The sequence below is a fragment of the Jannaschia formosa genome (genome assembly GCF_003340555.1).
Classification (GTDB): domain Bacteria; phylum Pseudomonadota; class Alphaproteobacteria; order Rhodobacterales; family Rhodobacteraceae; genus Jannaschia; species Jannaschia formosa.
Map to the genome: position 1 here is coordinate 90,109 of NZ_QPLJ01000002.1, position 19,298 is coordinate 109,406.

A 19,298-nucleotide genomic window follows, 5' to 3' on the forward strand; every position below is an offset into this window, starting at 1 on the left:
GCCGATCTGTCGGCGTCCCGCCGAGATCGGCGCGCGCGGATCGCGCCCTTTGCGAGGCGATGCCGGCGGAGGAGTCCTATCTCCCGACCGCCCTACCGCCGCAGCACACCCGAATAGTGCAGCAGCCCCCAGGGCGCGAAGGCGGCCTCGACCTTCGCCCAGAGCCCGCCGAATTCCAGCACTTCGACCCCGGCGCGATCCGCGATCTCCCGCAGGGTCCTTCGCCCGTCGATCTGCGCCAGCGCGGGCGCGGCGGCGTGGGGCAGGGCGAGGCTGATCGTCTCGCCCTCGATCTTCACCGGCACCGTGCGGCCCTTGGCCACGACCTCGGCCAGCTTGCGGGCGGGGGCGCCGAGATGCGGGATCGCCGCGAGGGAGCGGCCGGTCGCCACCTCCCGAGCCGTGGGCGCGACATAGGCGACATGCACCTTCAGCGTCCCGCGCAGCTTCTCGGCGACGGCCATGGCCTCGCCCCGGGGCAGGTCGTGCGGCGCGCCGGTGAGACGCGCGGGCTCGTAGAGGCCGGGCTGACAGAAGGAGACGAACTCCCACCCTGTCCTGCCCAGCACGTCCAGCAGGGAGGCGACGTCGAAGGCGCGGTCCTGCCCGTGCAGCAGCAGGTCGTAGAAGCCTGCGTCGCTGGCGCGGTGGTCGACGAGTCGAGGGTTGGTCTGGAACGGATGCCCCTCCGGAATGCGCTCGAGGATCTCTCGCGCACGAGCCAGCCGCTGCTCTGGCGGCAGGCCGGCGAGCAGGATGCCGAACGCCTCCTGCAGCGGGTAGACGCCGGAGCGGCCATGCGGCGCGTAGACCATCATCCCCATACCGCCCTCCGGGTCGCAGGCCGCGCGCAATGCGGCGAAGCCCTCGGCGGGCTCGGGCAGGTGGTGCAGGACGCCGCAGCAGTCGATGTAGTCGAAGGTCCCGAACTCGGGCGCGTCGAGCAGGCTGCCGGTCAGGAAACTCACCCCCGACAGCCCGCGGGCGGCGACGCGGGCCTCGGCGATCTTCCGGGCGGAGGTGGAGAGGTCGAGATAGGTGATCTCATAGGGCCGCTTCGCGTCGGTCAGAAGCTGCGCCAGCTGCACCGTCCCGTCGCCCGACCCGCCGCCCGCGACCAGCACCCGCAGGGGCCGCGACCAGTCGCGCCGCCCGCCCCAGAGGAAGTGGTCCATCTCGGCGGGCCGCGACGGCGAGCCGACGACCAGACGCCGCGCCTCGTCCGCCGGGTCGCGGGCGGGGTAGGGATAGGCGTCGTACTGTTCCGTCGTCGTGACCATGGGGACCCCGCTACCTTGGGACAGATTGCCCGGTTGCGGCATTGGTCTATCCTGGGCGTCATGACCGCAACCTCCCTTCTCCGATCTGCGGGCTTCTCGCTGGCCCTTCTCGCAAGCGCCGCGCAGGCCCAGCATTGCGCCGACGACGCGATGATCGTCTTCGACGGGTCGGGCTCGATGGCCGAGCTGGGCTTCAACCTCTTCGACGAGCCGCGCATCTTCACCGCCCGCCGCGCCGTCGGACGCGTCATCCCCGAGATCGCGGAGCTGCGGCGCCTCGGGCTCGTCATCTACGGACCCGGTGGTGCGGACAGGTGCGCGGGGGTCGACCTGCGCTTCGCGCCCATCGACGACGCTGCGCCCCGGATCATCGGCGCAGTGGACGGGTTGCAGCCGGACGGGGACACCGCGCTGACCGATGCGGTGCGCCTGGCCGCGAAGGTGCTTGGTGGCCAGGGCACGGTCGTTCTGGTGACCGACGGCAAGGACACCTGCGGGGGCGAGCCTTGCGCACTGGCGGAGGACCTCGTCGGCGGGGACGCGAGAGTCACCGTCCATGTTATCGGCTTCAAGGTGCGCGGCGACTTCTTCGACTGGGATGGACCGGGCGACGGGGCGGAGATCGAGACCGTCGCCCGCTGCCTCGCCGACCGCACCGGCGGCCACTACGAAGCGACCGAGACCGCGGAGGAGCTGATCGAGGCCTTCCGCCGGACGCTCGGCTGCGACCTGATGTTCTAGCGCCCGCGCCCGCGCTGGGATAAGGCCGCGCCATGGCCGATATCCGCTCCCTCTTCGTCACCCGTCTCTACCGCGCTCCGCTGTCGGAGCACGGGCCGTCCGTCGACTACGACGAGCTCGCCGCGACCTGCCTGTCGGTGGCCGAGGACGACGAGGCCGGGCAGGACTGGTGCGAGGCGAACGGCTACGCGGGCTACACCTCCTATGCGTCGCTGTCGGACCTGCCCTGGCGGATGCCGATCTTCGCCGCCCTCGTCCGCGCGCTGGACCGCCACGTCGCCGCCTTCGCCGAGGATCTGGCGCTGGACCTCGACGGACGGGCGCTGGCGCTGGAGGACATCTGGATCAACGTCCTGCCCGAGGGCGGCTTCCACACGAGCCACATCCACCCGCATTCCGTGATCTCCGGGACGACCTATGTGTCGATGCCCGAGGGGACGAGCGCGCTGAAGCTCGAGGACCCGCGCCTGCCCTTCATGATGGCCGCGCCGGTGCGCAGGCGGGACGCGGCGGAGGGGTTGCGGACCTTCCACTCGGTCGCGCCAGTGGTGGGGGACGTGCTGCTGTGGGAGAGCTTCGTGCGCCACGAGGTGCCGATGAACATGGCCGAAGAGCCGCGCGTCTCTGTCAGCTTCAACTACAAGTGGACATGAGACGGACTTGTCGCATGGCCCGTTTGGCCATACCTTCCGAAAGCTGCATCAAGTGCAACGCCTCCGGAGCCTCGCCATGGATATCCAGATCGAACGCGAAACTGTAGAGGGCGGCACGCTGGTTCGCGATGCACGGACCGGTAAGCTGATCTCCGTGCATACCGACCGTTCCGAGAGCTATGTCGACCCGGAAAGCCGGAAGGTCGGGCAGGCCGTCTCAAGGGATCGTCGCGCGGCGATGGAGCGGCTTCTCAATCGTTGACGTTCATCGCGTAACACCCTCGGACGCTCCGGAGATTCACGAGGAAGCGCTGTCCTACGGCGGTCGTCCCGGAATCGTCAATCTCTCGCTGATCGAGTCCGCGATCGGACGTCCCTATCATGGCTACTACGAGGGTCTGGCCGAGATGGCCGCGGCCCTGCTCGAAAGCATGGTGAAGAACCATGGTTTCGCCGACGGCAACAAGCGGACGGCATGGCTGCTGACCGAGATGATGATCCGTCGAAGCGGGCATGGTCTGGACATCCCGACCGATGAGCCGGTCGACGATCTCGTCGTCGCGGTCGCCGAAGGCAGCGTTGGTTTCGATGGCGCATCGACGTGGTTCGCGTCGCGCCTCGTGAAGGTGCGCTGATCCGCCAGAAAGATCGTCGTCCCCCTTGCCAACCCTCCGCATCCCGTCTATGCGGCGCGCTCCACCCACTCCACCGGGCACTGGGTCACCCCTGACGGGGCCCTCCGGTGATGTTGAAAGGAATCAGGCGATGGACGCCACCGAGCTCCGGGGGAAGACCCCCGACGAGCTGCGCGAGCAGCTGACCCAACTCAAGAAGGAGGCGTTCAACCTCCGCTTCCAGCAGGCCACCAACCAGCTGGAGAACACCGCGCGGATGCGCCAGGTGCGCCGCGATGTGGCGCGCGTGAACACCATCCTCAACGAGAAGGCGGCGGAAGCCGCGCAGGAGGCCTGAGATGCCGAAGCGTATCCTCCAGGGCGTCGTCACCTCCGACCAGAACGCCCAGACCGTCACCGTCTCCGTCGAGCGTCGCTTCAAGCACCCGCTGCTGCAGAAGACCGTGCGGAAGTCGAAGAAGTACCGGGCCCATGACGAGCAGAACCAGTTCAAGGTCGGCGACGTCGTGCGGATCCAGGAATGCGCGCCCAAGTCCAAGACCAAGCGCTGGGAAGTGATCGCCCAATAAGGGGCGGTCGCCGAAGATTATCGAAACCCTGGGGACACGGGCACGCATCGCCCCCCCAAAGGTCGGGAGAAACCAATGATCCAGATGCAGACCAACCTGGATGTTGCTGACAACAGCGGCGCGCGCCGCGTTCAGTGCATCAAGGTCCTGGGCGGGTCCAAGCGGAAATACGCCTCCGTCGGCGACATCATCGTGGTGTCGGTGAAGGAAGCGATCCCGCGCGGACGCGTCAAGAAGGGCGACGTGCGCAAGGCCGTCGTCGTGCGCACCGCCAAGGAAGTGTTCCGCGACGACGGCACCGCGATCCGCTTCGACCGGAACGCAGCCGTCATCCTCAACAACAACAACGAGCCGGTCGGCACCCGTATCTTCGGCCCGGTCGTCCGTGAGCTGCGCGCGAAGAACTTCATGAAGATCATCTCGCTCGCGCCGGAGGTGCTGTAATGGCTGCCAAGCTCCGCAAGGGTGACAAGGTCATCGTCCTGTCGGGCCGCGACAAGGGCAAGACCGGCGAGATCGAAGCCGTCGATCCCAAGGCCGGCAAGGCCGTCGTGGGCGGCATCAACATGGCGATCCGCCACACCCGCCAGTCGCAGGCCTCCCAGGGGGGACGCATCCCCAAGGCGCTGCCGATCGACCTGTCGAACCTCGCCATCGTCGATGCCAACGGCAAGGCGACCCGCGTCGGCTTCCGCGAGGAAGACGGCAAGAAGGTCCGCTTCGCCAAGACCACGGGAGACGTGATCTGATGCTCGATACCGAAAACTACACGCCCCGGCTCAAGACCACCTTCCGCGAGACGATCAAGCCCGCGATGAAGGAAGAGTTCGGCTACTCCAACGACATGCAGATCCCGCGTCTGGACAAGATCGTCCTGAACATCGGGGCCGGCGCCGAGGCCGTTCGCGACTCCAAGAAGGCCAAGTCGGCCCAGGACGACCTGACGACCATCGCCGGTCAGAAGGCCGTCGTGACGAAGGCCAAGAAGTCGATCGCCGGCTTCCGCGTCCGCGAGGGCATGCCGCTAGGTGCCAAGGTCACGCTGCGCGGCAACCGCATGTACGAGTTCCTCGACCGGCTCATCACCGTCGCCATGCCCCGCATCCGGGACTTCCGCGGCGTGAACGGCAAGAGCTTCGACGGCCGTGGCAACTATGCCATGGGCCTGAAGGAGCACATCGTCTTCCCCGAGATCAACTTCGACAAGGTCGACGAGGTTTGGGGCATGGACATCATCATCTGCACCACCGCCAAGACGGATGCAGAGGCGAAGTCGCTGCTCAAGCACTTCAACATGCCGTTCAATTCGTGAGGACCTGAACCATGGCAAAAGAATCCATGATCCAGCGCCAGAAGAAGCGCGAGCGGCTGGTGAAGCAATATGCCGGTCGCCGCGCCGCGCTGAAGGAAACCATCCGTGACGAGTCGAAGCCGATGGAGGAGCGCTTCAAGGCGACCCTGAAGCTGGCCGAGCTGCCCCGCAACTCGAGCCCGACCCGTCTCAACAACCGCTGCCAGCTGACGGGGCGCCCGCGCGCCTATTACCGCAAGCTGAAGCTCAGCCGTATCATGCTGCGTGACCTCGCCAGCCAGGGGAAGATCCCCGGCATGGTCAAGTCGAGCTGGTGAGGGAGGAGTACCGATGAACGATCCCATCGGCGATATGCTGACCCGCATTCGCAACGCGCAGCTGCGCGGCAAGTCCACCGTCACCACGCCCGCCTCCAAGCTGCGCGCCCGTGTGCTCGACGTCCTCGCGGACGAGGGCTACATCCGCGGCTACGAGATGAGCTCCGACCGGATGGGCCACCCGACCATCGAGATCTCGCTGAAGTATTACGAGGGCGTTCCCGTCATTCGTGAGCTCAAGCGCATCTCGAAGCCGGGCCGCCGCGTCTATCTCGGCGTCGACAACGTTCCCTCGGTCCGTCAGGGCCTGGGCGTTGCCATCGTCTCCACGTCCAAGGGCGTCATGTCCGATGCCTCGGCCCGCTCCGCCAATGTCGGCGGAGAGGTGCTGTGCACCGTGTTCTGAGGAGGATCTGATGTCTCGAATCGGAAAACGCCCCGTCCCGCTGCCCTCCGGCGTGGAGGCTTCGGTCTCCGGCCAGACGGTCTCGGTGAAGGGTCCCAAGGGCACGCGGCAGTTCCGCGCGACCGACGACGTGACGATCACGGTCGAGGACAACGCCGTGAAGGTCACCCCGCGCGGCAAGTCCAAGCGGGCGCGCCAGCAGTGGGGCATGTCCCGCTCCATGGTAGAGAACCTGGTGACCGGCGTGACCACCGGCTTCAAGAAGGAGCTGGAGATCACCGGCGTCGGCTACCGCGCGCAGATGCAGGGCAACGTCCTGAAGCTGGCGCTGGGCTACAGCCACGACGTGAACTTCGAGGTTCCCGACGGCGTCACCGTCACCGCGCCGAAGCAGACCGAGGTTGTCGTCGAGGGCATCGACGAGCAGCAGGTCGGCCAAGTCGCCGCCAACATCCGCGAGTGGCGCGCGCCCGAGCCCTACAAGGGCAAAGGCATCCGCTACAAGGGCGAGTACATCTTCCGCAAGGAAGGCAAGAAGAAGTAAGGACCAGGTAAATGGCAAACAGCAAACGCGACCTGTTCCTCAAGCGCCGCCTGCGCGTCCGGAACAAGCTCCGCAAGATGGCCGCCGGGCGTCCGCGCCTGTCGGTTCATCGCTCCAACAAGAACATCTCGGTGCAGCTCATCGACGACCTGGAAGGGCGGACCCTCGCCGCCGCGTCGACGATGGAGAAGGACCTGGGTCTGATCGGCAAGAACAACGTCGAGGCGGCCAGCAAGATCGGCGCCACGATTGCCGAGCGGGCCAAGGCTGCCGGCGTCGAGAGCGTCTATTTCGACCGCGGCGGCTTCCTGTTCCACGGGAAGATCAAGGCGCTGGCCGACGCCGCCCGGGAGGGCGGGCTGAAGTTCTGAGACGGCGGCGGGCATGATGATGCCCCCGCTCTCGGAATCGCAAGGCGGGCACCGGCGTGCCCACCTTTCCCCTGCAGGCGGCACTTCGCCGTCTCGATGATCCGGGCCTTCGGGCACCTGGATTGGACCGACCGGGCCCTGCGCCCACCAGATCAGGAGACGCCGCATGGCGAGAGACGACAACAGAGGACGCGGCCGCGGCCGCGACCGCGAGGAAACCCCCGAATTCGCCGACCGCCTTGTCGCGATCAACCGCGTGTCGAAGACGGTGAAGGGCGGCAAGCGCTTCGGCTTTGCCGCGCTCGTCGTCGTGGGCGACCAGAAGGGCCGTGTGGGCTTCGGCAAGGGCAAGGCCAAGGAGGTCCCCGAGGCCATCCGCAAGGCGACCGAGCAGGCCAAGCGCCAGATGATCCGCGTCCCGCTGCGCGACGGCCGCACGCTGCACCACGACATGAACGGGCGTCACGGCGCCGGCCGGGTCGTGATGCGCGCCGCTCCGGAAGGCACCGGGATCATCGCCGGCGGTCCGATGCGCGCCGTGTTCGAGATGCTGGGCGTCAAGGACGTGGTCTCGAAGTCCATCGGCTCGCAGAACCCCTACAACATGATCCGCGCCACGCTGGACGGCCTGACCAAGGAATCGTCCCCGCGCTCCGTCGCGCAGCGCCGTGGCAAGAAGGTCGCCGATATCCTGCGCAAGGATGACGGTCCCAAGATGGACGGCGAGCAAGCGCCCGTCGCCGAGGAGGCTTGATCCATGGCTAAGACCATCGTCGTGAAGCAGATCGGCTCCCCGATCCGCCGCCCCGCCATCCAGCGCCAGACGCTGATCGGCCTGGGCCTCAACAAGATGCACCGCACCCGCGAGCTGGAGGACACCCCCTCCGTTCGCGGCATGGTTGCCAAGATCCCGCACCTCGTCGAGATCGTGGAGGAGCGGGGCTGAGGCCTCGCACAGAGGTGGGCATTTTGGTGCCCACGCTACGAAATCACGCCCCGGTCGGAGACGGCCGGGGCGTTTTCTTTGTTCAACCTGCTTGTTCTCCAGGCCGAGGATGGCTTGCACGCGCGTGGGGCGAGGCCCGCGGTGCTGCTGACGCCGCAAGACGGCGCGACAACGCCATGACGAACGGCAGGAGCATGCCGCGGGTCACAGCGAGCACTGCAGGCGAGGTGCGCCCTCCGGCCTGCTGCACGGGACGCGTCCGGTGCCAAAGCAGCTTCGTAACGACTTGTGCCCTGCCTACAGCCCCATCCGCTCCACCTGCCCGTAGAAGCGCTCTACGTCTCCTCGCTGGCAGAGCCGCGTTCCCGGCTCCTGCACAGCCGAGGCCGCGGCGGCGGTTCCCCAGCAGCAGGCGGTGACCGGGTCCTCTCCGCGGGAGAGCGACAACGCGAAGGCCCCGACGAAACTGTCGCCCGCGCCGATCTTGGAATGGGGGACCACGACGGGCGGGCGGGTCAGGCCGACCCAGTCGGGGGTCGCGATCACCGTGCCCGCGGCCTCGGCGGCGACCATCACGATCTCGGCGGCCCCGGCATCGCGCAGGTCGCGGGCGAGCGTCGCGCAGTCGCGCAGCTCCGACATGTGGCGGCCGGACAGCTCCTCCGCCTCGACCGTGTCCATCCGCAGCACATAGAGCCCCGTCCGTGCCTCCGCCGCGTGGCGCAGCGCGTCCCCGGAGGTGTCGAGGATCATCCGCGCGCCCCGTCGGGCGAGGTCAGGGGCGAGGCCGGGAAAGAAGTCCGGGGCGAGCCCCGGCGGCAGCGAGCCCGAGGGGATCACCAGCGCGTCGCTTGCGGCAGCGGCGAGGATCGCCTCGCGCGCGGCCGCCGCATCCGCCTCGGTCCAGGGGGGGCCGGGCAGCATGAAGCGGTATTGCAGCCCCGTCGCCTTGTCCCGCACCGACACCGATTGCCGCGTCGGATGGGTCACGCCCATCGGCTCGGGCGCAAGGCCCTCTGCTTCGATCAGGCGCACCAGCTCCTCGCCGGTGGAGCCGCCATAGGCGACGAGCGCGCGGCTCTGCCCGCCAAGATTGTGGATGGCGCGCGAGATATTCACACCGCCCCCGCCGGGATGCACCAGAGGCGGGTCGCAGCGCAGCTTGCGGTCGGGGACGACGGCGGGAGCCTCGGTCGAGAGGTCCAGCGCCGGGTTCGCGGTGAGGGTCAGGATTTCGGTCATGTCGGGGAAACGCGTGAGGCGGGTCTCGGTTCGCCGCGCCCGATCAGGTCGCAGCCGAGGGTCGTCTGAAGCGCGGCGACCAACTCTTGGACGGTCCGGGTGGAGACGAAGAGACCGCCCGTCTGCTCCGCGAGGCAGCGGCCGGAGAAGTCCGGCGCGGGGCGGGCGTCGGTCCGGGCGAAGCCCGTCCAGTCGAGCTTGAAGCCGATGACATGGACCGTGAGGTCAGCGGGCAGGGCGCGCGCCAGCGCGCAGGGCGCGCCGCCGCAGCTTTCCTGGCCATCGGTGACGAGGATGACGATGCCGGGGCCGAGCGCCTCGGCCGCCGTCCGCACCGCAGTGGTCAGGGGTGTCAGCCCGCCGGGGCGGACCGCCGCCACCTCGGCCGTCAGCCGCCCGGCCGCGTCCGCGATCGGGGGAAAACGGACGGAGATGCCGTCGCACTCCCCCGGCCCGGCGCCGTAGGTCACAAGGCCGATGCGGCGGGTCCGTTCGATCCGGGGCATTACCTCGGCCACCGCGGCGCGGGCCTCGTCGATCCGTCGGATGGTGTTGCCGTCGAAATCCTGGCTCGTCATCGAGGCCGAGGCGTCGAAGACCACCATCGCGTCCGCCGCACAGCCCGCCGCCTGCGCCTCGAGCGACAGGCCGAGTGCGAGCGGAAGGACCGCGCGCCACATCTCAGCCCGCCTCGCCGGGCAGGGCCCGCCCGCCGACGACCAGGCAGCCCAAGGTGGCCTGCAGCGCCTCGACCAGGTCGTCGACGGTCTCGGTCGACAGGAACAGCCCGCCGGTGCGGTCGGCGAAGCACTTGGCAACGGTGTCGCCGCCGAACTCCTGCTGTTCCGGATTGTCCCAGGCGAAGAAGTCGCGGGTGGCGCGGAAGCCGATGACATGGATCGTCAGATCGGCTGCGACACCGGCCATGCGGCGCGCGGAGGCGCAGGGGCGGCCGCCGCAGGTCTCGTTGCCGTCCGTCACAAGCACGACGATGGCGGGGCGGGTGCCGTAGTCCATGATCTCGGCCGCGGTCTCCACGGCCACCGAAAGCGGCGTCAGCCCGGCCGGATTGAGCGTGTCTATGGCCTCGATGACCGGCGCGGCGGCGTTCGGCCGGGGCGGGAAGCGCAGCGTTATCCCCTCGCAGGAGCCTTCGGGGCCGGGCCCGTAGGTCAGAAGGCCGATGCGCCGGGAATGCTCGACCAAGGGCATGGCCTGCCGGATCGCCTTGCGGGCCTCGGTCAGGCGCGAGGTGTTGCCCGTCTCAAGCGTGATCTCGGCCATCGAGGCGGAGCCGTCGAAGACCAGCATCGCATCGGTGCTGCAGGCGATGCCCTGCGTGGCGAGCGACGCCGAAAGGAGGGCGGAGAGCGCGGCCCTCATGACGTCACGTCGCAGCCCAGCGTCTCGCGCAGGGCGGCGATCAATTCGGCGGTGGTGTCGGCCAGAACGTAGCTGCCGCCGGTCCCTTCGGCCATGCAGCGCGCCTCGACCTCGCCCTTGGGGAGGATGCCGGAGAGGCCGGTGCCCTGGGTCGCGACATCGCCCACGACCTTGAAGCCCAGCACATGGATCGTCAGGTCCGCGGCTGCCGCCTGCATCCGTCCGATCCGGTCGCAAGGGCGGCCGCCGCAGGTGTCGTTGCCGTCCGTCACCAGCACCACCGTCGCCGGCCGCATCCGGTAGTCGAGCACCTCCGCCGCCCGCTCCACCGACTCGGCCAGCGGGGTCAGGCCCTGCGGCGTCACCTCGTCCAGCGCAGAGAGGATCGGGCGCGCGGCCAGCGGGCGCGGGCCGAAATGCAGCAGGATTCCCTCGCAGGAGCCGTCGAGGCCGTAGGTGACGAGGCCGATGCGGCGGAACCGCTCCACCTCGGGCAGGACCTGCGCCATCGCCGCGCGCGCCTCGTCGATGCGCGGCGTCCGGTTCTGGACGAAGCCGGAGCCCGCCATCGAGCCCGAGCCGTCGAAGACGATCATCGCATCGCTGCGGCATCCGGCGGCCGCCTGACCGGCCAGCGCCGCCGAGAGCAGCAGAAGCAGGCCGCGCGGGGCCGTCATTCGAGCCGCCCGACGACGAGGCAGCCCAGCGTGGTCTGGAGCGCACGAACCAGTTCCGCCTCCGACCCCGTCGCGGCGAAGACGCCATTGGTGCGGTCCGACAGGCAGCGGGCGGTGCTGTCGCGGGCGAAGACAGGGCGATTGGCGTCCTTCCAGGCGAAGATCCGGCCTTCACCGCGGAAGCCGATGACGTGGATGGTCAGGTCTACCGCCTCGGACGCCAAGCGGCTGGCCAGGTCGCACGGCCGCCCGCCGCAGGTCTCGTCCCCGTCGGTGACGACGACGACGACCGCAGGCTGGCTGCGGAAATTCAGGACCTCGGCCGCAACGGCCACCGAATCCGAGAGCGGCGTCTTCCCCTCCGGCCGGATCGCATCGATGCCGCTGACCGTCGCCGCGGCAGCCAGGGGACGGGGCGGGAAATGCAGGCGCAAGCCGGTGCAGGCGGTGTCGCCGCCCGGTCCGTAGGTCATCAGGCCGATGCGGCGCACCTGCTCGACCTGGGGCATGACCCGGGCGACGGCGGCGCGGGCCTCGGCGATGCGGGTGGGGATGCTGGGGTCGTCCCCGATCCGCGCCATCGAGGCGGAGCCATCGAAGACCAGCATCGCGTCCGCCGTGCAATCGGCCCGCGCCATGGGCGCGGTGGCGATCGCGACGGAGAGAAGTAGGGCGAGGCGCATTACATATGTTGTGCGGCACGGCTGGCCTGTTTCAAGGGGCATGGCTAGGCTGCCGCCCATGAGGGGAGTCGGCTACGTCTATTCCGCGCACTCCGCCTATGCCTGGCTCGGCTCCGCCCGCCTGATGGACATCTGCCGGACGGCAGGCGCGACGCTGGTGCACCGGCCGATCCCGCTCTCTCCGGTGGTGGAGGCTCAGCGGTCGCTGCCGTTCCATGCCCGGACCCAGGCGCATGTCGACTACTTCTTCGGGCGCGAGATCGAGCGCTGGGCCGAATGGCGCGGGGTGGAGGTGGTGCCGCACCGGCCCACCCATCACGATGCCGACTACGGACTGGCCGGCGGCATGATCCTCGCGCTGGGCGACCGGGGACCGGAGGTCGATGCGCTGGCCCACGCCATCCTCGGGGCGCATTGGCGCGACGATGCGGACCTCTCGGACCGGAAGGTGCTGGCGCGGCTGGCCGAGGGGCTCGGCCACGACGGCGAGGCGCTGCTGGCGCGCGCGGCCGGCCTCGAAATCGCGGCGCGCTACGCGGCCAATGCCGACTGGGCCGTGGCGAACGGGGTGATGGGATCGCCGACCTATGTCGTCGACGGCGACATGTTCTACGGCCAGGACCGGCTGGAGATGGTCGAGCGGGCGCTGGCCCGCCCCTTCGCACCAACGCGGTGGCGCAACCCGGCCGTGACCGGCTGACGCTTGCATCCGGAGCGGCGCCCGTGTAACGCCGCGCGGTGCCCCGACCGGGGACATCAGACATTGCAAGCCGCGTGCGTCCCACATCGCTTCGGGGGCGTCTCCGGCAGAAGGAGAAGCGACATGAAACTGAACGACCTGCGCGACAATCCTGGCGCCACCCACAAGCCCAAGCGCGTCGGCCGCGGCCCCGGCTCGGGCCTCGGCAAGACCGGCGGCCGTGGCATCAAGGGTCAGAAATCCCGTTCCGGCGTGGCCATCAACGGCTACGAGGGCGGCCAGATGCCGATCTACCAGCGCCTGCCCAAGCGCGGCTTCACCAAGCCGAACCGCAAGTCCTTTGCCGTCGTGAACCTGGGCAAGATCCAGCAGTTCATCGACGCGGGCAAGCTGGGCCAGGAGATCACCGAGACGGAGCTGGTCGACAGCGGCCTCGTGCGTCGCAAGCTCGACGGCATCCGCCTGCTCGGCAAGGGCGAGATCACCTCGGCTGCGAAGATCACCGTCACCGGCGCATCGAAGGGGGCCATCGAGGCCGTCGAGAAGGCGGGCGGTTCGGTCACGGTGGCAAACGCCACGACCGAGTGACAGGTTGTGGGCGGGCGAAAGCCCGCCTACATCGGCACTCAGGTTTCCGGAACGCCGCCAGCGGGGACCCGCCGGGCGGCGTTTTCCATTAGAGAACGAGAGGGGCTCTCATGGCTTCAGCCGCAGAGCAGATGGCCGCCAACATGAGCTGGGGGGCGTTCGGCAAGGCCAAGGAGCTTCGCCAGCGCATCCTGTTCACGATCGGCCTGCTGATCATCTACCGCTTCGGCACCTACATCCCCGTCCCCGGCATCGACGCCGGCGCGCTGCGCGACTTCGTCGAGCAGGCGAGCGCGGGGCTCGGTGGCGTGCTCAACATGTTCACCGGCGGCGCGATCGGCCGGATGGGCGTCTTTGCTCTGGGCATCATGCCCTACATCTCGGCCTCGATCATCGTGCAGCTGATGACGGCGATGGTCCCCAAGCTGGAGCAGCTGAAGAAGGAAGGCGAGCAGGGCCGCAAGAAGATCAACCAGTACACGCGCTACGGCACCGTCGCGCTGGCCACGCTGCAGGGCTACGGCCTCGCCGTCTCGCTGGAGGCCGGGGGTCTCGCGCACGATCCGGGGATGTTCTTCCGCGCCTCCTGCGTGATCACGCTGGTCGGCGGCACAATGTTCCTGATGTGGCTGGGCGAGCAGATCACCGCGCGCGGCATCGGCAACGGCATCTCGCTGATCATCTTCACCGGCATCGTGGCCGAGCTTCCCGCCGCGCTGGCGCAGTTCTTCGAGCAGGGCCGCACCGGCGCGCTGAACACCGCGGCGATCCTCGGCGTGGTGGCAATGCTGCTCGGCACGCTCGTCTTCGTGGTCTTCATGGAGCGGTCGCTGCGCAAGATCCACATCCAGTACCCGCGCCGGCAGGTGGGGATGAAGGTCTATGACGGCGGGTCCAGCCACCTGCCTGTCAAGGTCAACCCCGCCGGCGTGATCCCGGCGATCTTCGCGTCATCGCTGCTGCTGCTGCCGACGACGATCAGCACCTTCTCGGGACAGAACTCCGGCCCGATCATGTCGACGATCCTGGCCTATTTCGGGCCGGGGCAGCCGCTCTACCTGCTGTTCTTCGCGGCGATGATCGTGTTCTTCACCTATTTCTACACGTTCAACGTGTCGTTCAAACCCGACGATGTGGCTGACAACCTCAAGAACCAGAACGGCTTCATCCCGGGCATCCGTCCCGGCAAGCGCACGGCCGAATACCTCGAATACGTCGTCAACCGGATCTTGGTGCTGGGCGCGGCCTATCTGGCGCTCGTCTGCCTGATCCCCGAGATGGTGCGCAGCCAGCTCGCGATCACCGCGTACTTTGGTGGCACATCCATCCTGATCATCGTGTCGGTAGGGATGGACACCATCCAGCAGGTGCAGTCACATCTGCTCGCCCATCAATACGAGGGGCTGATCGAGAAGTCGCAGCTGCGTGGCAAGCGCGGTCGCAAGAAGGGGACGGCCAGACGATGAACATCATTCTGCTGGGGCCGCCGGGTGCCGGGAAGGGAACCCAGGCACGGCGCCTCGTGGAGGAGAGGGGGATGATCCAGCTCTCGACCGGGGACATGCTGCGCGAGGCGCGGTCCTCGGGCACGGCGATGGGCAGGAAGGTCGCGGACATCATGGACAGCGGCCAGCTCGTCACCGACGAGATCGTCATCGGCCTGATCGACGAGAAGCTGCAGGGCGACAATGCGGGCGGCTTCATCTTCGACGGCTTTCCCCGCACGCTGCCGCAGGCGGACGCGCTGGGCGAGCTGCTTGCCAAGCACGGCACGACGCTCGATGCGGTGATCGAGATGCGCGTCGACGACGCCGCCCTGGTGGAGCGGATCGTGGCACGGTCGACCTGCGGCAACTGCGGCGAGGTCTACAACGACATCACCAAGCCCCAGCCCGCCGACGGCAAATGCGCAGTCTGCGGCGCCTCCGATTTCAGGCGCCGCGCCGACGACACCGCCGAGGCGCTGACGACACGGCTGATGGAATACTACAAGAAGACGTCCCCGCTGATCGGCTACTACTACGCCAAGGGCGAGCTGAAGACGATCGACGGCCTGGGCGAGATCGACGCGGTCGCCGCGGCCGTCTCCGAAGCGCTGCGCTGACCGCGCAGGACGGCGGCGGGATCGCGTGGAAGAAAACTCTTGACAGGTCCCTTCCGGGGCCTTGACCCCACTTCGCTCACCCCCTAAGTCGCAATCTCCGCCGGGAATCGACGATTCCCGGTCGTCTGTTTTTGGCCCCCGGCATGCTGCTCCGGGCCGTTGTGAAAAAAGGTTCTGGGGTTACGGAACCGCAACAGGAAGAAGGAACAGCCATTGGCTCGTATCGCTGGCGTCAACATTCCGACGGGGAAAAGGGTTCCCGTCGCACTCACCTACATTACCGGCATCGGTCCCGCGAAAGCGCGCGAGATCATCGAGGCCGTCGGCATCGACGGCACGCGCCGCGTGAACGAACTGTCGGATTCCGAAGTTCTCTCGATCCGCGAGTTCATCGACGCGAACGTCACCGTCGAGGGCGACCTGCGCCGTGAGACGCAGATGAACATCAAGCGCCTCATGGATCTCGGCTGCTACCGCGGCCTGCGTCACCGCCGGAACCTGCCGGTCCGCGGCCAGCGCACCCACACCAACGCACGCACGCGCAAGGGCCCCGCGAAGGCCATTGCCGGCAAGAAGAAGTGAGGGGACTGACCGATGGCTCGTGATACCCGCCGCACCGCGCCCAAGCGCAAGGAACGCAAGAACATCGCCGCTGGCGTCGCTCATGTGAACTCCTCGTTTAACAACACCAAGATCCTGATTTCCGACGTGCAGGGCAACGCCATTTCCTGGTCGTCCGCCGGCACGATGGGCTTCAAGGGCTCGCGCAAGTCGACGCCATACGCTGCGCAGATGGCCGCCGAAGACGCCGGAAAGAAGGCGCAGGAGCACGGCATGAAGACCCTCGAGGTCGAAGTGCAGGGCCCCGGTGGCGGTCGCGAGAGCGCGCTGCGCGCCCTCGCCGCGGTCGGCCTGCAGATCACCGCGATCCGCGACGTGACCCCGATCGCGCATAACGGCGTCCGCCCGCCGAAGCGCCGCCGGGTCTGACCCGCACCGTTCGCACTACCCGAAGGGGCCGCTCCGCGCGGCCCCTCCGCGCCGTTTGAAATCCTCGGGAGTCCGCGCCACCCGCCCCAGGCGCCGGACGAGAATGGAGGGATGGGACCTATGATCCACAAGAATTGGCAAGAGCTTATCAAGCCGCAGCAACTCGACGTGCGCCCCGGCAACAACCCGGCCCGCCAGGCCACCGTCGTCGCCGAACCGCTCGAGCGGGGCTTCGGCCTCACCCTCGGCAACGCGCTGCGCCGCGTGCTGATGTCGTCCCTTCAGGGCGCCGCCATCACTAGCGTCCAGATCGACAACGTCCTGCACGAGTTCAGCTCCGTGTCGGGCGTCCGCGAGGATGTCACCGATATCGTTCTGAACCTCAAGGGCGTCTCGCTCAAGATGGAAGTCGAGGGGCCCAAGCGCGTCTCGATCTCGGCCAAGGGCCCGATGGTCGTCACCGCCGGTGACATCAGCGAATCGAACGGCATCGAGGTGCTGAACCGCGACCACGTCATCTGCCACCTCGACGACGGCGCCGACCTCTACATGGAGCTGACCGTCAATACCGGGAAGGGCTATGTCTCGGCCGACAAGAACAAGCCCGAGGACGCGCCCATCGGCCTGATCCCGATCGACGCGATCTATTCGCCGGTCAAGCGCGTCTCCTACGAGGTGCAGCCGACCCGCGAGGGGCAGGTGCTCGACTACGACAAGCTGACGCTGAAGCTGGAGACGGACGGCTCGCTGGCCCCTGACGACGCGGTCGCCTACGCGGCCCGCATCCTTCAGGACCAGCTCCAGATCTTCGTGAACTTCGACGAGCCCGAGGCCGCGCGCGAGCCGGGCTCCGAGGACGACCTGGAGTTCAACCCGCTGCTTCTGAAGAAGGTCGACGAGCTCGAGCTGTCGGTCCGCTCGGCCAACTGCCTGAAGAACGACAACATCGTCTATATCGGCGACCTGATCCAGAAGACCGAGGCGGAGATGCTGCGCACTCCGAACTTCGGCCGGAAGTCGCTCAACGAGATCAAGGAAGTGCTTTCGGGCATGGGCCTGCATCTCGGCATGGACATCGTCGACTGGCCGCCCGAGAACATCGAGGACCTGGCCAAGAAGTTTGAAGATAACTTCTGATGGTCGCGGCGGGGGTGACCCCGCCGTGCCCGCCCCCGGGCAATCCCGCCCCAACAAGGAGGGACCGGCACGCACCGGCCCCGGACAAAGCATAAATCTGGAGACATCCCCATGCGCCACGCCCGCGGATACCGCCGCCTCAACCGCACCCATGAGCATCGCAAGTCGCTCTGGAAGAACATGGCCGCCTCGCTGATCGAGCACGAGCAGATCAAGACGACGCTGCCCAAGGCCAAGGAACTGCGCCCGATCGTCGAGAAGATGGTCACGCTCGCCAAGCGCGGCGACCTGCATGCCCGCCGCCTGCTGGCCTCGCGCCTGCATGACGACGCCGCCGTGCAGAAGCTGATCGACGTGCTGGCCCCGCGCTATGCCGACCGCCAGGGCGGTTATGTCCGCGTCCTGAAGGCGGGCTTCCGCTATGGCGACATGGCGCCGATGGCCTTCATCGAGTTCGTCGACCGCGACGTCGACGCCAAGGGCGCCGCCGACCGGGCCCGCGAGGAGGCCGAGCTGGCCGACTGAGCCGCCGTCCTTCCCGACGCCACATGGCCCCGCCGGCATCGGCGGGGCCTTTTTCGTTGCCGCCGTCCTGGCAGGCGTCTCTGTGAAAGATGGGGATTGTTTCGCCTCGCCCACCAGTGCGCAACAATCGTTCACGATCTGTTAACCACTTGCGGGGCCATATTAACCACAAGAGAGAGTGTTGACCGCCCGTCGGGCAGGCACCTTAATCACCGCATGACCGAGAGACGCCGCCTCATGGTGAGATATCTGGACAGCTTGGACGATCTCGCCCCGGCAGGGTACACCGTCGGCCTGCATATCCGCTTCGCCTCGCCGCTTTTCTTCCGCAGCACCTATCCGCAGGACTGGCAGGACATCTACGCCGCCAACTCCTATTCGCTGCGCGATCCGCTCGTCTTCTGGGGCATCAGCAAGACCGGCCGGATCCGCTGGAGCGAGATCACCCTGCCGGATCCGTTCGGCGTCATGCAGAAGGCCGCCCGGCACGGGCTGACCTTCGGCGCGGTCATAGCCTCCGGCAACATCACCTCGCGCTCGATACTCGGTGTCGCCCGTTCGGATCGGGAGTTCACGGATGCCGAGATCGACGTCATCGCCGGGATCGCCGGGGGCCTGCACGAGGTCTCGGATCCGCCGCCACGGGATCTGGCACCGGAGCTGATCGAGGCGCTGCGCGCCTCGCGCGATGGCGAGGATGCGGCGATCGTCGCGACGCGCCTCGGAATTTCGAAGGGAGCGCTGCGCGCGCGCCTTTCGTCCGCCCGGGATCACCTGGGCGCAAGGACCACGGCCGAGGCGCTCAGAATGGCGAGAGAATACAGGCTGTTCTAGCCAATCCCCACATTGCGAGAGTCTCGGTCCCCTGGTGTCCCCGACAACCCGGCAGAGAGAGAGTTTGCCCAATGCAAGTCACGACCCTTTCCTTCGCGAACCTTCACGATCATGGCCCGCTGTTCACCGACCTTCTCCGCGCGCGCCATCGCACCTTCATCGAGCAGGCGAAGTGGGACCTGCCCCATGCGGACGGCATGGAGTTCGACCAGTACGACACCCCCGCCTCGCGCTGGGTCGCGGTCCACGATTACGGCCGCATCCTCGCCGGGGTCCGCCTGACGCCCACGACCCATCGCTGCGGCATCTATTCCTACATGATCCGGGACGCGCAGCTGGGCCTGCTGGACACGATCCCGTCGGACCTCCTCTACGGCGAGGCGCCGGTGGCGGAGCATGTCTGGGAATCGAGCCGCGTCTTCGTCTGCAACGACGTGCCGGCGAACATCCGGATGCGCGTGCAGATGCAGCTCATCGGCGAGATGGTCCGCGCAGCGCGCCAGCTCGGCGCGGTCTCGGTGCTGGGGCTGATCCCCGCAACCTCGCCGCGCCTCGCCCGGCGCGTCGGGCTCGACTGCGTCGCCGCGGGTCCCGTGCTCGATATCGGCGGGTCGGAAAGCGTCTGCGTCAACATCTCCATGGCGACGAAGATGCACTGACG

Annotated in this window: 31 protein-coding genes; 25 read left to right on the top strand and 6 right to left on the bottom strand. The window is 67.9% G+C overall.

The genetic code is table 11. The features are described from left to right. Positions 1-92: 92 nt before the first annotated feature. On the bottom strand, positions 93-1,280 hold the full coding sequence (locus tag DR046_RS03285; RefSeq protein ID WP_115379946.1) for a class I SAM-dependent methyltransferase: 1,188 nt from the start codon (positions 1,278-1,280) through the stop codon (positions 93-95). A 60-nt stretch (positions 1,281-1,340) separates the two neighbouring features. Between DR046_RS03285 and DR046_RS03290 the strand changes: the two genes are divergently transcribed. The 15 genes from DR046_RS03290 to rpmD all read left to right on the top strand — a co-directional run bounded on the left by DR046_RS03290 (position 1,341) and on the right by rpmD (position 7,774). Continuing rightward, positions 1,341-2,021 carry a vWA domain-containing protein gene (locus DR046_RS03290; protein WP_245190791.1) on the top strand — a complete coding sequence of 227 codons (681 nt, stop codon included), beginning with the start codon at positions 1,341-1,343 and terminating at the stop codon, positions 2,019-2,021. A gap of 32 nt (positions 2,022-2,053) precedes the next feature. Next, on the top strand, positions 2,054-2,674 hold the full coding sequence (locus tag DR046_RS03295) for a TIGR02466 family protein (RefSeq protein WP_115379948.1): 621 nt from the start codon (positions 2,054-2,056) through the stop codon (positions 2,672-2,674). Positions 2,675-2,750: 76 nt separating this feature from the next. Next, positions 2,751-2,936 carry a hypothetical protein gene (locus tag DR046_RS23205; protein ID WP_135227249.1) on the top strand — a complete coding sequence of 62 codons (186 nt, stop codon included), beginning with the start codon at positions 2,751-2,753 and terminating at the stop codon, positions 2,934-2,936. After that, the gene (locus DR046_RS03300) at positions 2,854-3,309 is read left to right on the top strand and encodes a type II toxin-antitoxin system death-on-curing family toxin (protein WP_115379950.1); all 456 of its coding nucleotides are present in this window, start codon (positions 2,854-2,856) and stop codon (positions 3,307-3,309) included. Before DR046_RS23205 ends, DR046_RS03300 begins: the two co-directional genes overlap by 83 nt. Positions 3,310-3,439: 130 nt before the next feature. Continuing rightward, positions 3,440-3,646, top strand: coding sequence for a 50S ribosomal protein L29 (gene rpmC / locus DR046_RS03305; protein ID WP_115379952.1), 207 nt, complete (start codon positions 3,440-3,442; stop codon positions 3,644-3,646). Position 3,647: 1 nt separating this feature from the next. Then, the gene (gene rpsQ, locus DR046_RS03310) at positions 3,648-3,878 is read left to right on the top strand and encodes a 30S ribosomal protein S17 (protein ID WP_115379954.1); all 231 of its coding nucleotides are present in this window, start codon (positions 3,648-3,650) and stop codon (positions 3,876-3,878) included. A gap of 75 nt (positions 3,879-3,953) precedes the next feature. Beyond that, positions 3,954-4,322, top strand: coding sequence for a 50S ribosomal protein L14 (rplN, locus tag DR046_RS03315; RefSeq protein WP_115379956.1), 369 nt, complete (start codon positions 3,954-3,956; stop codon positions 4,320-4,322). Then, entirely contained in the window at positions 4,322-4,627 is a 306-nt protein-coding gene (gene rplX, locus DR046_RS03320; RefSeq protein WP_115379958.1) for a 50S ribosomal protein L24, read from the top strand. Before rplN ends, rplX begins: the two co-directional genes overlap by 1 nt. Continuing rightward, on the top strand, positions 4,627-5,190 hold the full coding sequence (rplE, locus tag DR046_RS03325) for a 50S ribosomal protein L5 (protein WP_115379960.1): 564 nt from the start codon (positions 4,627-4,629) through the stop codon (positions 5,188-5,190). Before rplX ends, rplE begins: the two co-directional genes overlap by 1 nt. 11 nt (positions 5,191-5,201) lie before the next feature. Continuing rightward, entirely contained in the window at positions 5,202-5,507 is a 306-nt protein-coding gene (rpsN, locus tag DR046_RS03330) for a 30S ribosomal protein S14 (protein ID WP_115379962.1), read from the top strand. Between the two features lie 13 nt (positions 5,508-5,520). After that, a complete protein-coding gene (rpsH, locus tag DR046_RS03335) occupies positions 5,521-5,913 on the top strand; it encodes a 30S ribosomal protein S8 (protein ID WP_115379964.1) in 393 nt (130 codons plus the stop codon). A gap of 10 nt (positions 5,914-5,923) precedes the next feature. Further along, positions 5,924-6,457 carry a 50S ribosomal protein L6 gene (rplF, locus tag DR046_RS03340; protein ID WP_115379966.1) on the top strand — a complete coding sequence of 178 codons (534 nt, stop codon included), beginning with the start codon at positions 5,924-5,926 and terminating at the stop codon, positions 6,455-6,457. Between the two features lie 11 nt (positions 6,458-6,468). Beyond that, a complete protein-coding gene (gene rplR / locus DR046_RS03345) occupies positions 6,469-6,828 on the top strand; it encodes a 50S ribosomal protein L18 (protein ID WP_115379968.1) in 360 nt (119 codons plus the stop codon). Between the two features lie 166 nt (positions 6,829-6,994). Next, positions 6,995-7,582, top strand: a complete 588-nt coding sequence (gene rpsE / locus DR046_RS03350) for a 30S ribosomal protein S5 (RefSeq protein ID WP_115379970.1) — start codon at positions 6,995-6,997, stop codon at positions 7,580-7,582. Between the two features lie 3 nt (positions 7,583-7,585). Beyond that, positions 7,586-7,774 (top strand): 50S ribosomal protein L30, encoded by a 189-nt coding sequence (gene rpmD, locus DR046_RS03355; RefSeq protein WP_115379972.1) that lies wholly within the window; start codon positions 7,586-7,588, stop codon positions 7,772-7,774. Positions 7,775-8,071: 297 nt separating this feature from the next. Here the strand turns inward: rpmD and DR046_RS03360 are convergent, their stop codons facing one another. From DR046_RS03360 to DR046_RS03380, 5 genes are read right to left on the bottom strand one after another with little or no spacing between them, the layout of a single operon-like run. Continuing rightward, the gene (locus tag DR046_RS03360) at positions 8,072-9,016 is read right to left on the bottom strand and encodes a 1-phosphofructokinase family hexose kinase (RefSeq protein ID WP_115379974.1); all 945 of its coding nucleotides are present in this window, start codon (positions 9,014-9,016) and stop codon (positions 8,072-8,074) included. Beyond that, positions 9,013-9,696 (bottom strand): vWA domain-containing protein, encoded by a 684-nt coding sequence (locus DR046_RS03365; protein WP_115379976.1) that lies wholly within the window; start codon positions 9,694-9,696, stop codon positions 9,013-9,015. Before DR046_RS03365 ends, DR046_RS03360 begins: the two co-directional genes overlap by 4 nt. A 1-nt stretch (position 9,697) precedes the next feature. Then, a complete protein-coding gene (locus tag DR046_RS03370) occupies positions 9,698-10,399 on the bottom strand; it encodes a vWA domain-containing protein (protein ID WP_245190792.1) in 702 nt (233 codons plus the stop codon). After that, positions 10,396-11,076 (bottom strand): vWA domain-containing protein, encoded by a 681-nt coding sequence (locus tag DR046_RS03375; RefSeq protein ID WP_245190793.1) that lies wholly within the window; start codon positions 11,074-11,076, stop codon positions 10,396-10,398. The genes DR046_RS03370 and DR046_RS03375 overlap by 4 nt, the downstream gene beginning before the upstream one ends. Then, positions 11,073-11,759, bottom strand: coding sequence for a vWA domain-containing protein (locus DR046_RS03380; RefSeq protein ID WP_245190794.1), 687 nt, complete (start codon positions 11,757-11,759; stop codon positions 11,073-11,075). Before DR046_RS03380 ends, DR046_RS03375 begins: the two co-directional genes overlap by 4 nt. A 58-nt stretch (positions 11,760-11,817) precedes the next feature. On the opposite strand from DR046_RS03380, the gene DR046_RS03385 reads away from it, so the two are divergent. From DR046_RS03385 to DR046_RS03430, 10 genes are all read left to right on the top strand, one after another. Beyond that, positions 11,818-12,459: a 2-hydroxychromene-2-carboxylate isomerase gene (locus DR046_RS03385; protein WP_115379978.1), complete on the top strand. Its 642-nt coding sequence runs from the start codon at positions 11,818-11,820 to the stop codon at positions 12,457-12,459. Positions 12,460-12,582: 123 nt separating this feature from the next. Further along, the gene (gene rplO, locus DR046_RS03390) at positions 12,583-13,047 is read left to right on the top strand and encodes a 50S ribosomal protein L15 (protein ID WP_115379980.1); all 465 of its coding nucleotides are present in this window, start codon (positions 12,583-12,585) and stop codon (positions 13,045-13,047) included. Positions 13,048-13,157: 110 nt separating this feature from the next. Then, positions 13,158-14,513 carry a preprotein translocase subunit SecY gene (secY, locus tag DR046_RS03395; protein ID WP_115379982.1) on the top strand — a complete coding sequence of 452 codons (1,356 nt, stop codon included), beginning with the start codon at positions 13,158-13,160 and terminating at the stop codon, positions 14,511-14,513. Further along, positions 14,510-15,151, top strand: a complete 642-nt coding sequence (locus DR046_RS03400; RefSeq protein ID WP_115379984.1) for an adenylate kinase — start codon at positions 14,510-14,512, stop codon at positions 15,149-15,151. Before secY ends, DR046_RS03400 begins: the two co-directional genes overlap by 4 nt. A gap of 213 nt (positions 15,152-15,364) precedes the next feature. Further along, positions 15,365-15,733, top strand: a complete 369-nt coding sequence (rpsM, locus tag DR046_RS03405; RefSeq protein WP_115379986.1) for a 30S ribosomal protein S13 — start codon at positions 15,365-15,367, stop codon at positions 15,731-15,733. Between the two features lie 12 nt (positions 15,734-15,745). Continuing rightward, positions 15,746-16,141 (top strand): 30S ribosomal protein S11, encoded by a 396-nt coding sequence (rpsK, locus tag DR046_RS03410; protein WP_115379988.1) that lies wholly within the window; start codon positions 15,746-15,748, stop codon positions 16,139-16,141. A 120-nt stretch (positions 16,142-16,261) separates the two neighbouring features. After that, positions 16,262-17,278 (top strand): DNA-directed RNA polymerase subunit alpha, encoded by a 1,017-nt coding sequence (locus DR046_RS03415; protein WP_115379990.1) that lies wholly within the window; start codon positions 16,262-16,264, stop codon positions 17,276-17,278. 111 nt (positions 17,279-17,389) lie between these two features. Next, on the top strand, positions 17,390-17,803 hold the full coding sequence (rplQ, locus tag DR046_RS03420; RefSeq protein WP_115379992.1) for a 50S ribosomal protein L17: 414 nt from the start codon (positions 17,390-17,392) through the stop codon (positions 17,801-17,803). Positions 17,804-18,019: 216 nt separating this feature from the next. Further along, on the top strand, positions 18,020-18,637 hold the full coding sequence (locus DR046_RS03425; RefSeq protein ID WP_245190795.1) for an autoinducer binding domain-containing protein: 618 nt from the start codon (positions 18,020-18,022) through the stop codon (positions 18,635-18,637). A gap of 71 nt (positions 18,638-18,708) precedes the next feature. Continuing rightward, positions 18,709-19,296 (top strand): acyl-homoserine-lactone synthase, encoded by a 588-nt coding sequence (locus DR046_RS03430; RefSeq protein ID WP_115379996.1) that lies wholly within the window; start codon positions 18,709-18,711, stop codon positions 19,294-19,296. The last annotated feature ends 2 nt before the right edge of the window (positions 19,297-19,298 follow it).

Bases quoted from the DNA above. Each gene is read 5' to 3' on its own strand.
- DR046_RS03285 (WP_115379946.1), bottom strand. From the start codon at position 1,280: ATGGTCACGACGACGGAACAGTACGACGCCTATCCCTACCCCGCCCGC.
- DR046_RS03290 (WP_245190791.1), top strand. From the start codon at position 1,341: ATGACCGCAACCTCCCTTCTCCGATCTGCGGGCTTCTCGCTGGCCCTT.
- DR046_RS03295 (WP_115379948.1), top strand. From the start codon at position 2,054: ATGGCCGATATCCGCTCCCTCTTCGTCACCCGTCTCTACCGCGCTCCG.
- DR046_RS23205 (WP_135227249.1), top strand. From the start codon at position 2,751: ATGGATATCCAGATCGAACGCGAAACTGTAGAGGGCGGCACGCTGGTT.
- DR046_RS03300 (WP_115379950.1), top strand. From the start codon at position 2,854: ATGTCGACCCGGAAAGCCGGAAGGTCGGGCAGGCCGTCTCAAGGGATC.
- rpmC (WP_115379952.1), top strand. From the start codon at position 3,440: ATGGACGCCACCGAGCTCCGGGGGAAGACCCCCGACGAGCTGCGCGAG.
- rpsQ (WP_115379954.1), top strand. From the start codon at position 3,648: ATGCCGAAGCGTATCCTCCAGGGCGTCGTCACCTCCGACCAGAACGCC.
- rplN (WP_115379956.1), top strand. From the start codon at position 3,954: ATGATCCAGATGCAGACCAACCTGGATGTTGCTGACAACAGCGGCGCG.
- rplX (WP_115379958.1), top strand. From the start codon at position 4,322: ATGGCTGCCAAGCTCCGCAAGGGTGACAAGGTCATCGTCCTGTCGGGC.
- rplE (WP_115379960.1), top strand. From the start codon at position 4,627: ATGCTCGATACCGAAAACTACACGCCCCGGCTCAAGACCACCTTCCGC.
- rpsN (WP_115379962.1), top strand. From the start codon at position 5,202: ATGGCAAAAGAATCCATGATCCAGCGCCAGAAGAAGCGCGAGCGGCTG.
- rpsH (WP_115379964.1), top strand. From the start codon at position 5,521: ATGAACGATCCCATCGGCGATATGCTGACCCGCATTCGCAACGCGCAG.
- rplF (WP_115379966.1), top strand. From the start codon at position 5,924: ATGTCTCGAATCGGAAAACGCCCCGTCCCGCTGCCCTCCGGCGTGGAG.
- rplR (WP_115379968.1), top strand. From the start codon at position 6,469: ATGGCAAACAGCAAACGCGACCTGTTCCTCAAGCGCCGCCTGCGCGTC.
- rpsE (WP_115379970.1), top strand. From the start codon at position 6,995: ATGGCGAGAGACGACAACAGAGGACGCGGCCGCGGCCGCGACCGCGAG.
- rpmD (WP_115379972.1), top strand. From the start codon at position 7,586: ATGGCTAAGACCATCGTCGTGAAGCAGATCGGCTCCCCGATCCGCCGC.
- DR046_RS03360 (WP_115379974.1), bottom strand. From the start codon at position 9,016: ATGACCGAAATCCTGACCCTCACCGCGAACCCGGCGCTGGACCTCTCG.
- DR046_RS03365 (WP_115379976.1), bottom strand. From the start codon at position 9,696: ATGTGGCGCGCGGTCCTTCCGCTCGCACTCGGCCTGTCGCTCGAGGCG.
- DR046_RS03370 (WP_245190792.1), bottom strand. From the start codon at position 10,399: ATGAGGGCCGCGCTCTCCGCCCTCCTTTCGGCGTCGCTCGCCACGCAG.
- DR046_RS03375 (WP_245190793.1), bottom strand. From the start codon at position 11,076: ATGACGGCCCCGCGCGGCCTGCTTCTGCTGCTCTCGGCGGCGCTGGCC.
- DR046_RS03380 (WP_245190794.1), bottom strand. From the start codon at position 11,759: ATGCGCCTCGCCCTACTTCTCTCCGTCGCGATCGCCACCGCGCCCATG.
- DR046_RS03385 (WP_115379978.1), top strand. From the start codon at position 11,818: ATGAGGGGAGTCGGCTACGTCTATTCCGCGCACTCCGCCTATGCCTGG.
- rplO (WP_115379980.1), top strand. From the start codon at position 12,583: ATGAAACTGAACGACCTGCGCGACAATCCTGGCGCCACCCACAAGCCC.
- secY (WP_115379982.1), top strand. From the start codon at position 13,158: ATGGCTTCAGCCGCAGAGCAGATGGCCGCCAACATGAGCTGGGGGGCG.
- DR046_RS03400 (WP_115379984.1), top strand. From the start codon at position 14,510: ATGAACATCATTCTGCTGGGGCCGCCGGGTGCCGGGAAGGGAACCCAG.
- rpsK (WP_115379988.1), top strand. From the start codon at position 15,746: ATGGCTCGTGATACCCGCCGCACCGCGCCCAAGCGCAAGGAACGCAAG.
- DR046_RS03415 (WP_115379990.1), top strand. From the start codon at position 16,262: ATGATCCACAAGAATTGGCAAGAGCTTATCAAGCCGCAGCAACTCGAC.
- rplQ (WP_115379992.1), top strand. From the start codon at position 17,390: ATGCGCCACGCCCGCGGATACCGCCGCCTCAACCGCACCCATGAGCAT.
- DR046_RS03425 (WP_245190795.1), top strand. From the start codon at position 18,020: ATGACCGAGAGACGCCGCCTCATGGTGAGATATCTGGACAGCTTGGAC.
- DR046_RS03430 (WP_115379996.1), top strand. From the start codon at position 18,709: ATGCAAGTCACGACCCTTTCCTTCGCGAACCTTCACGATCATGGCCCG.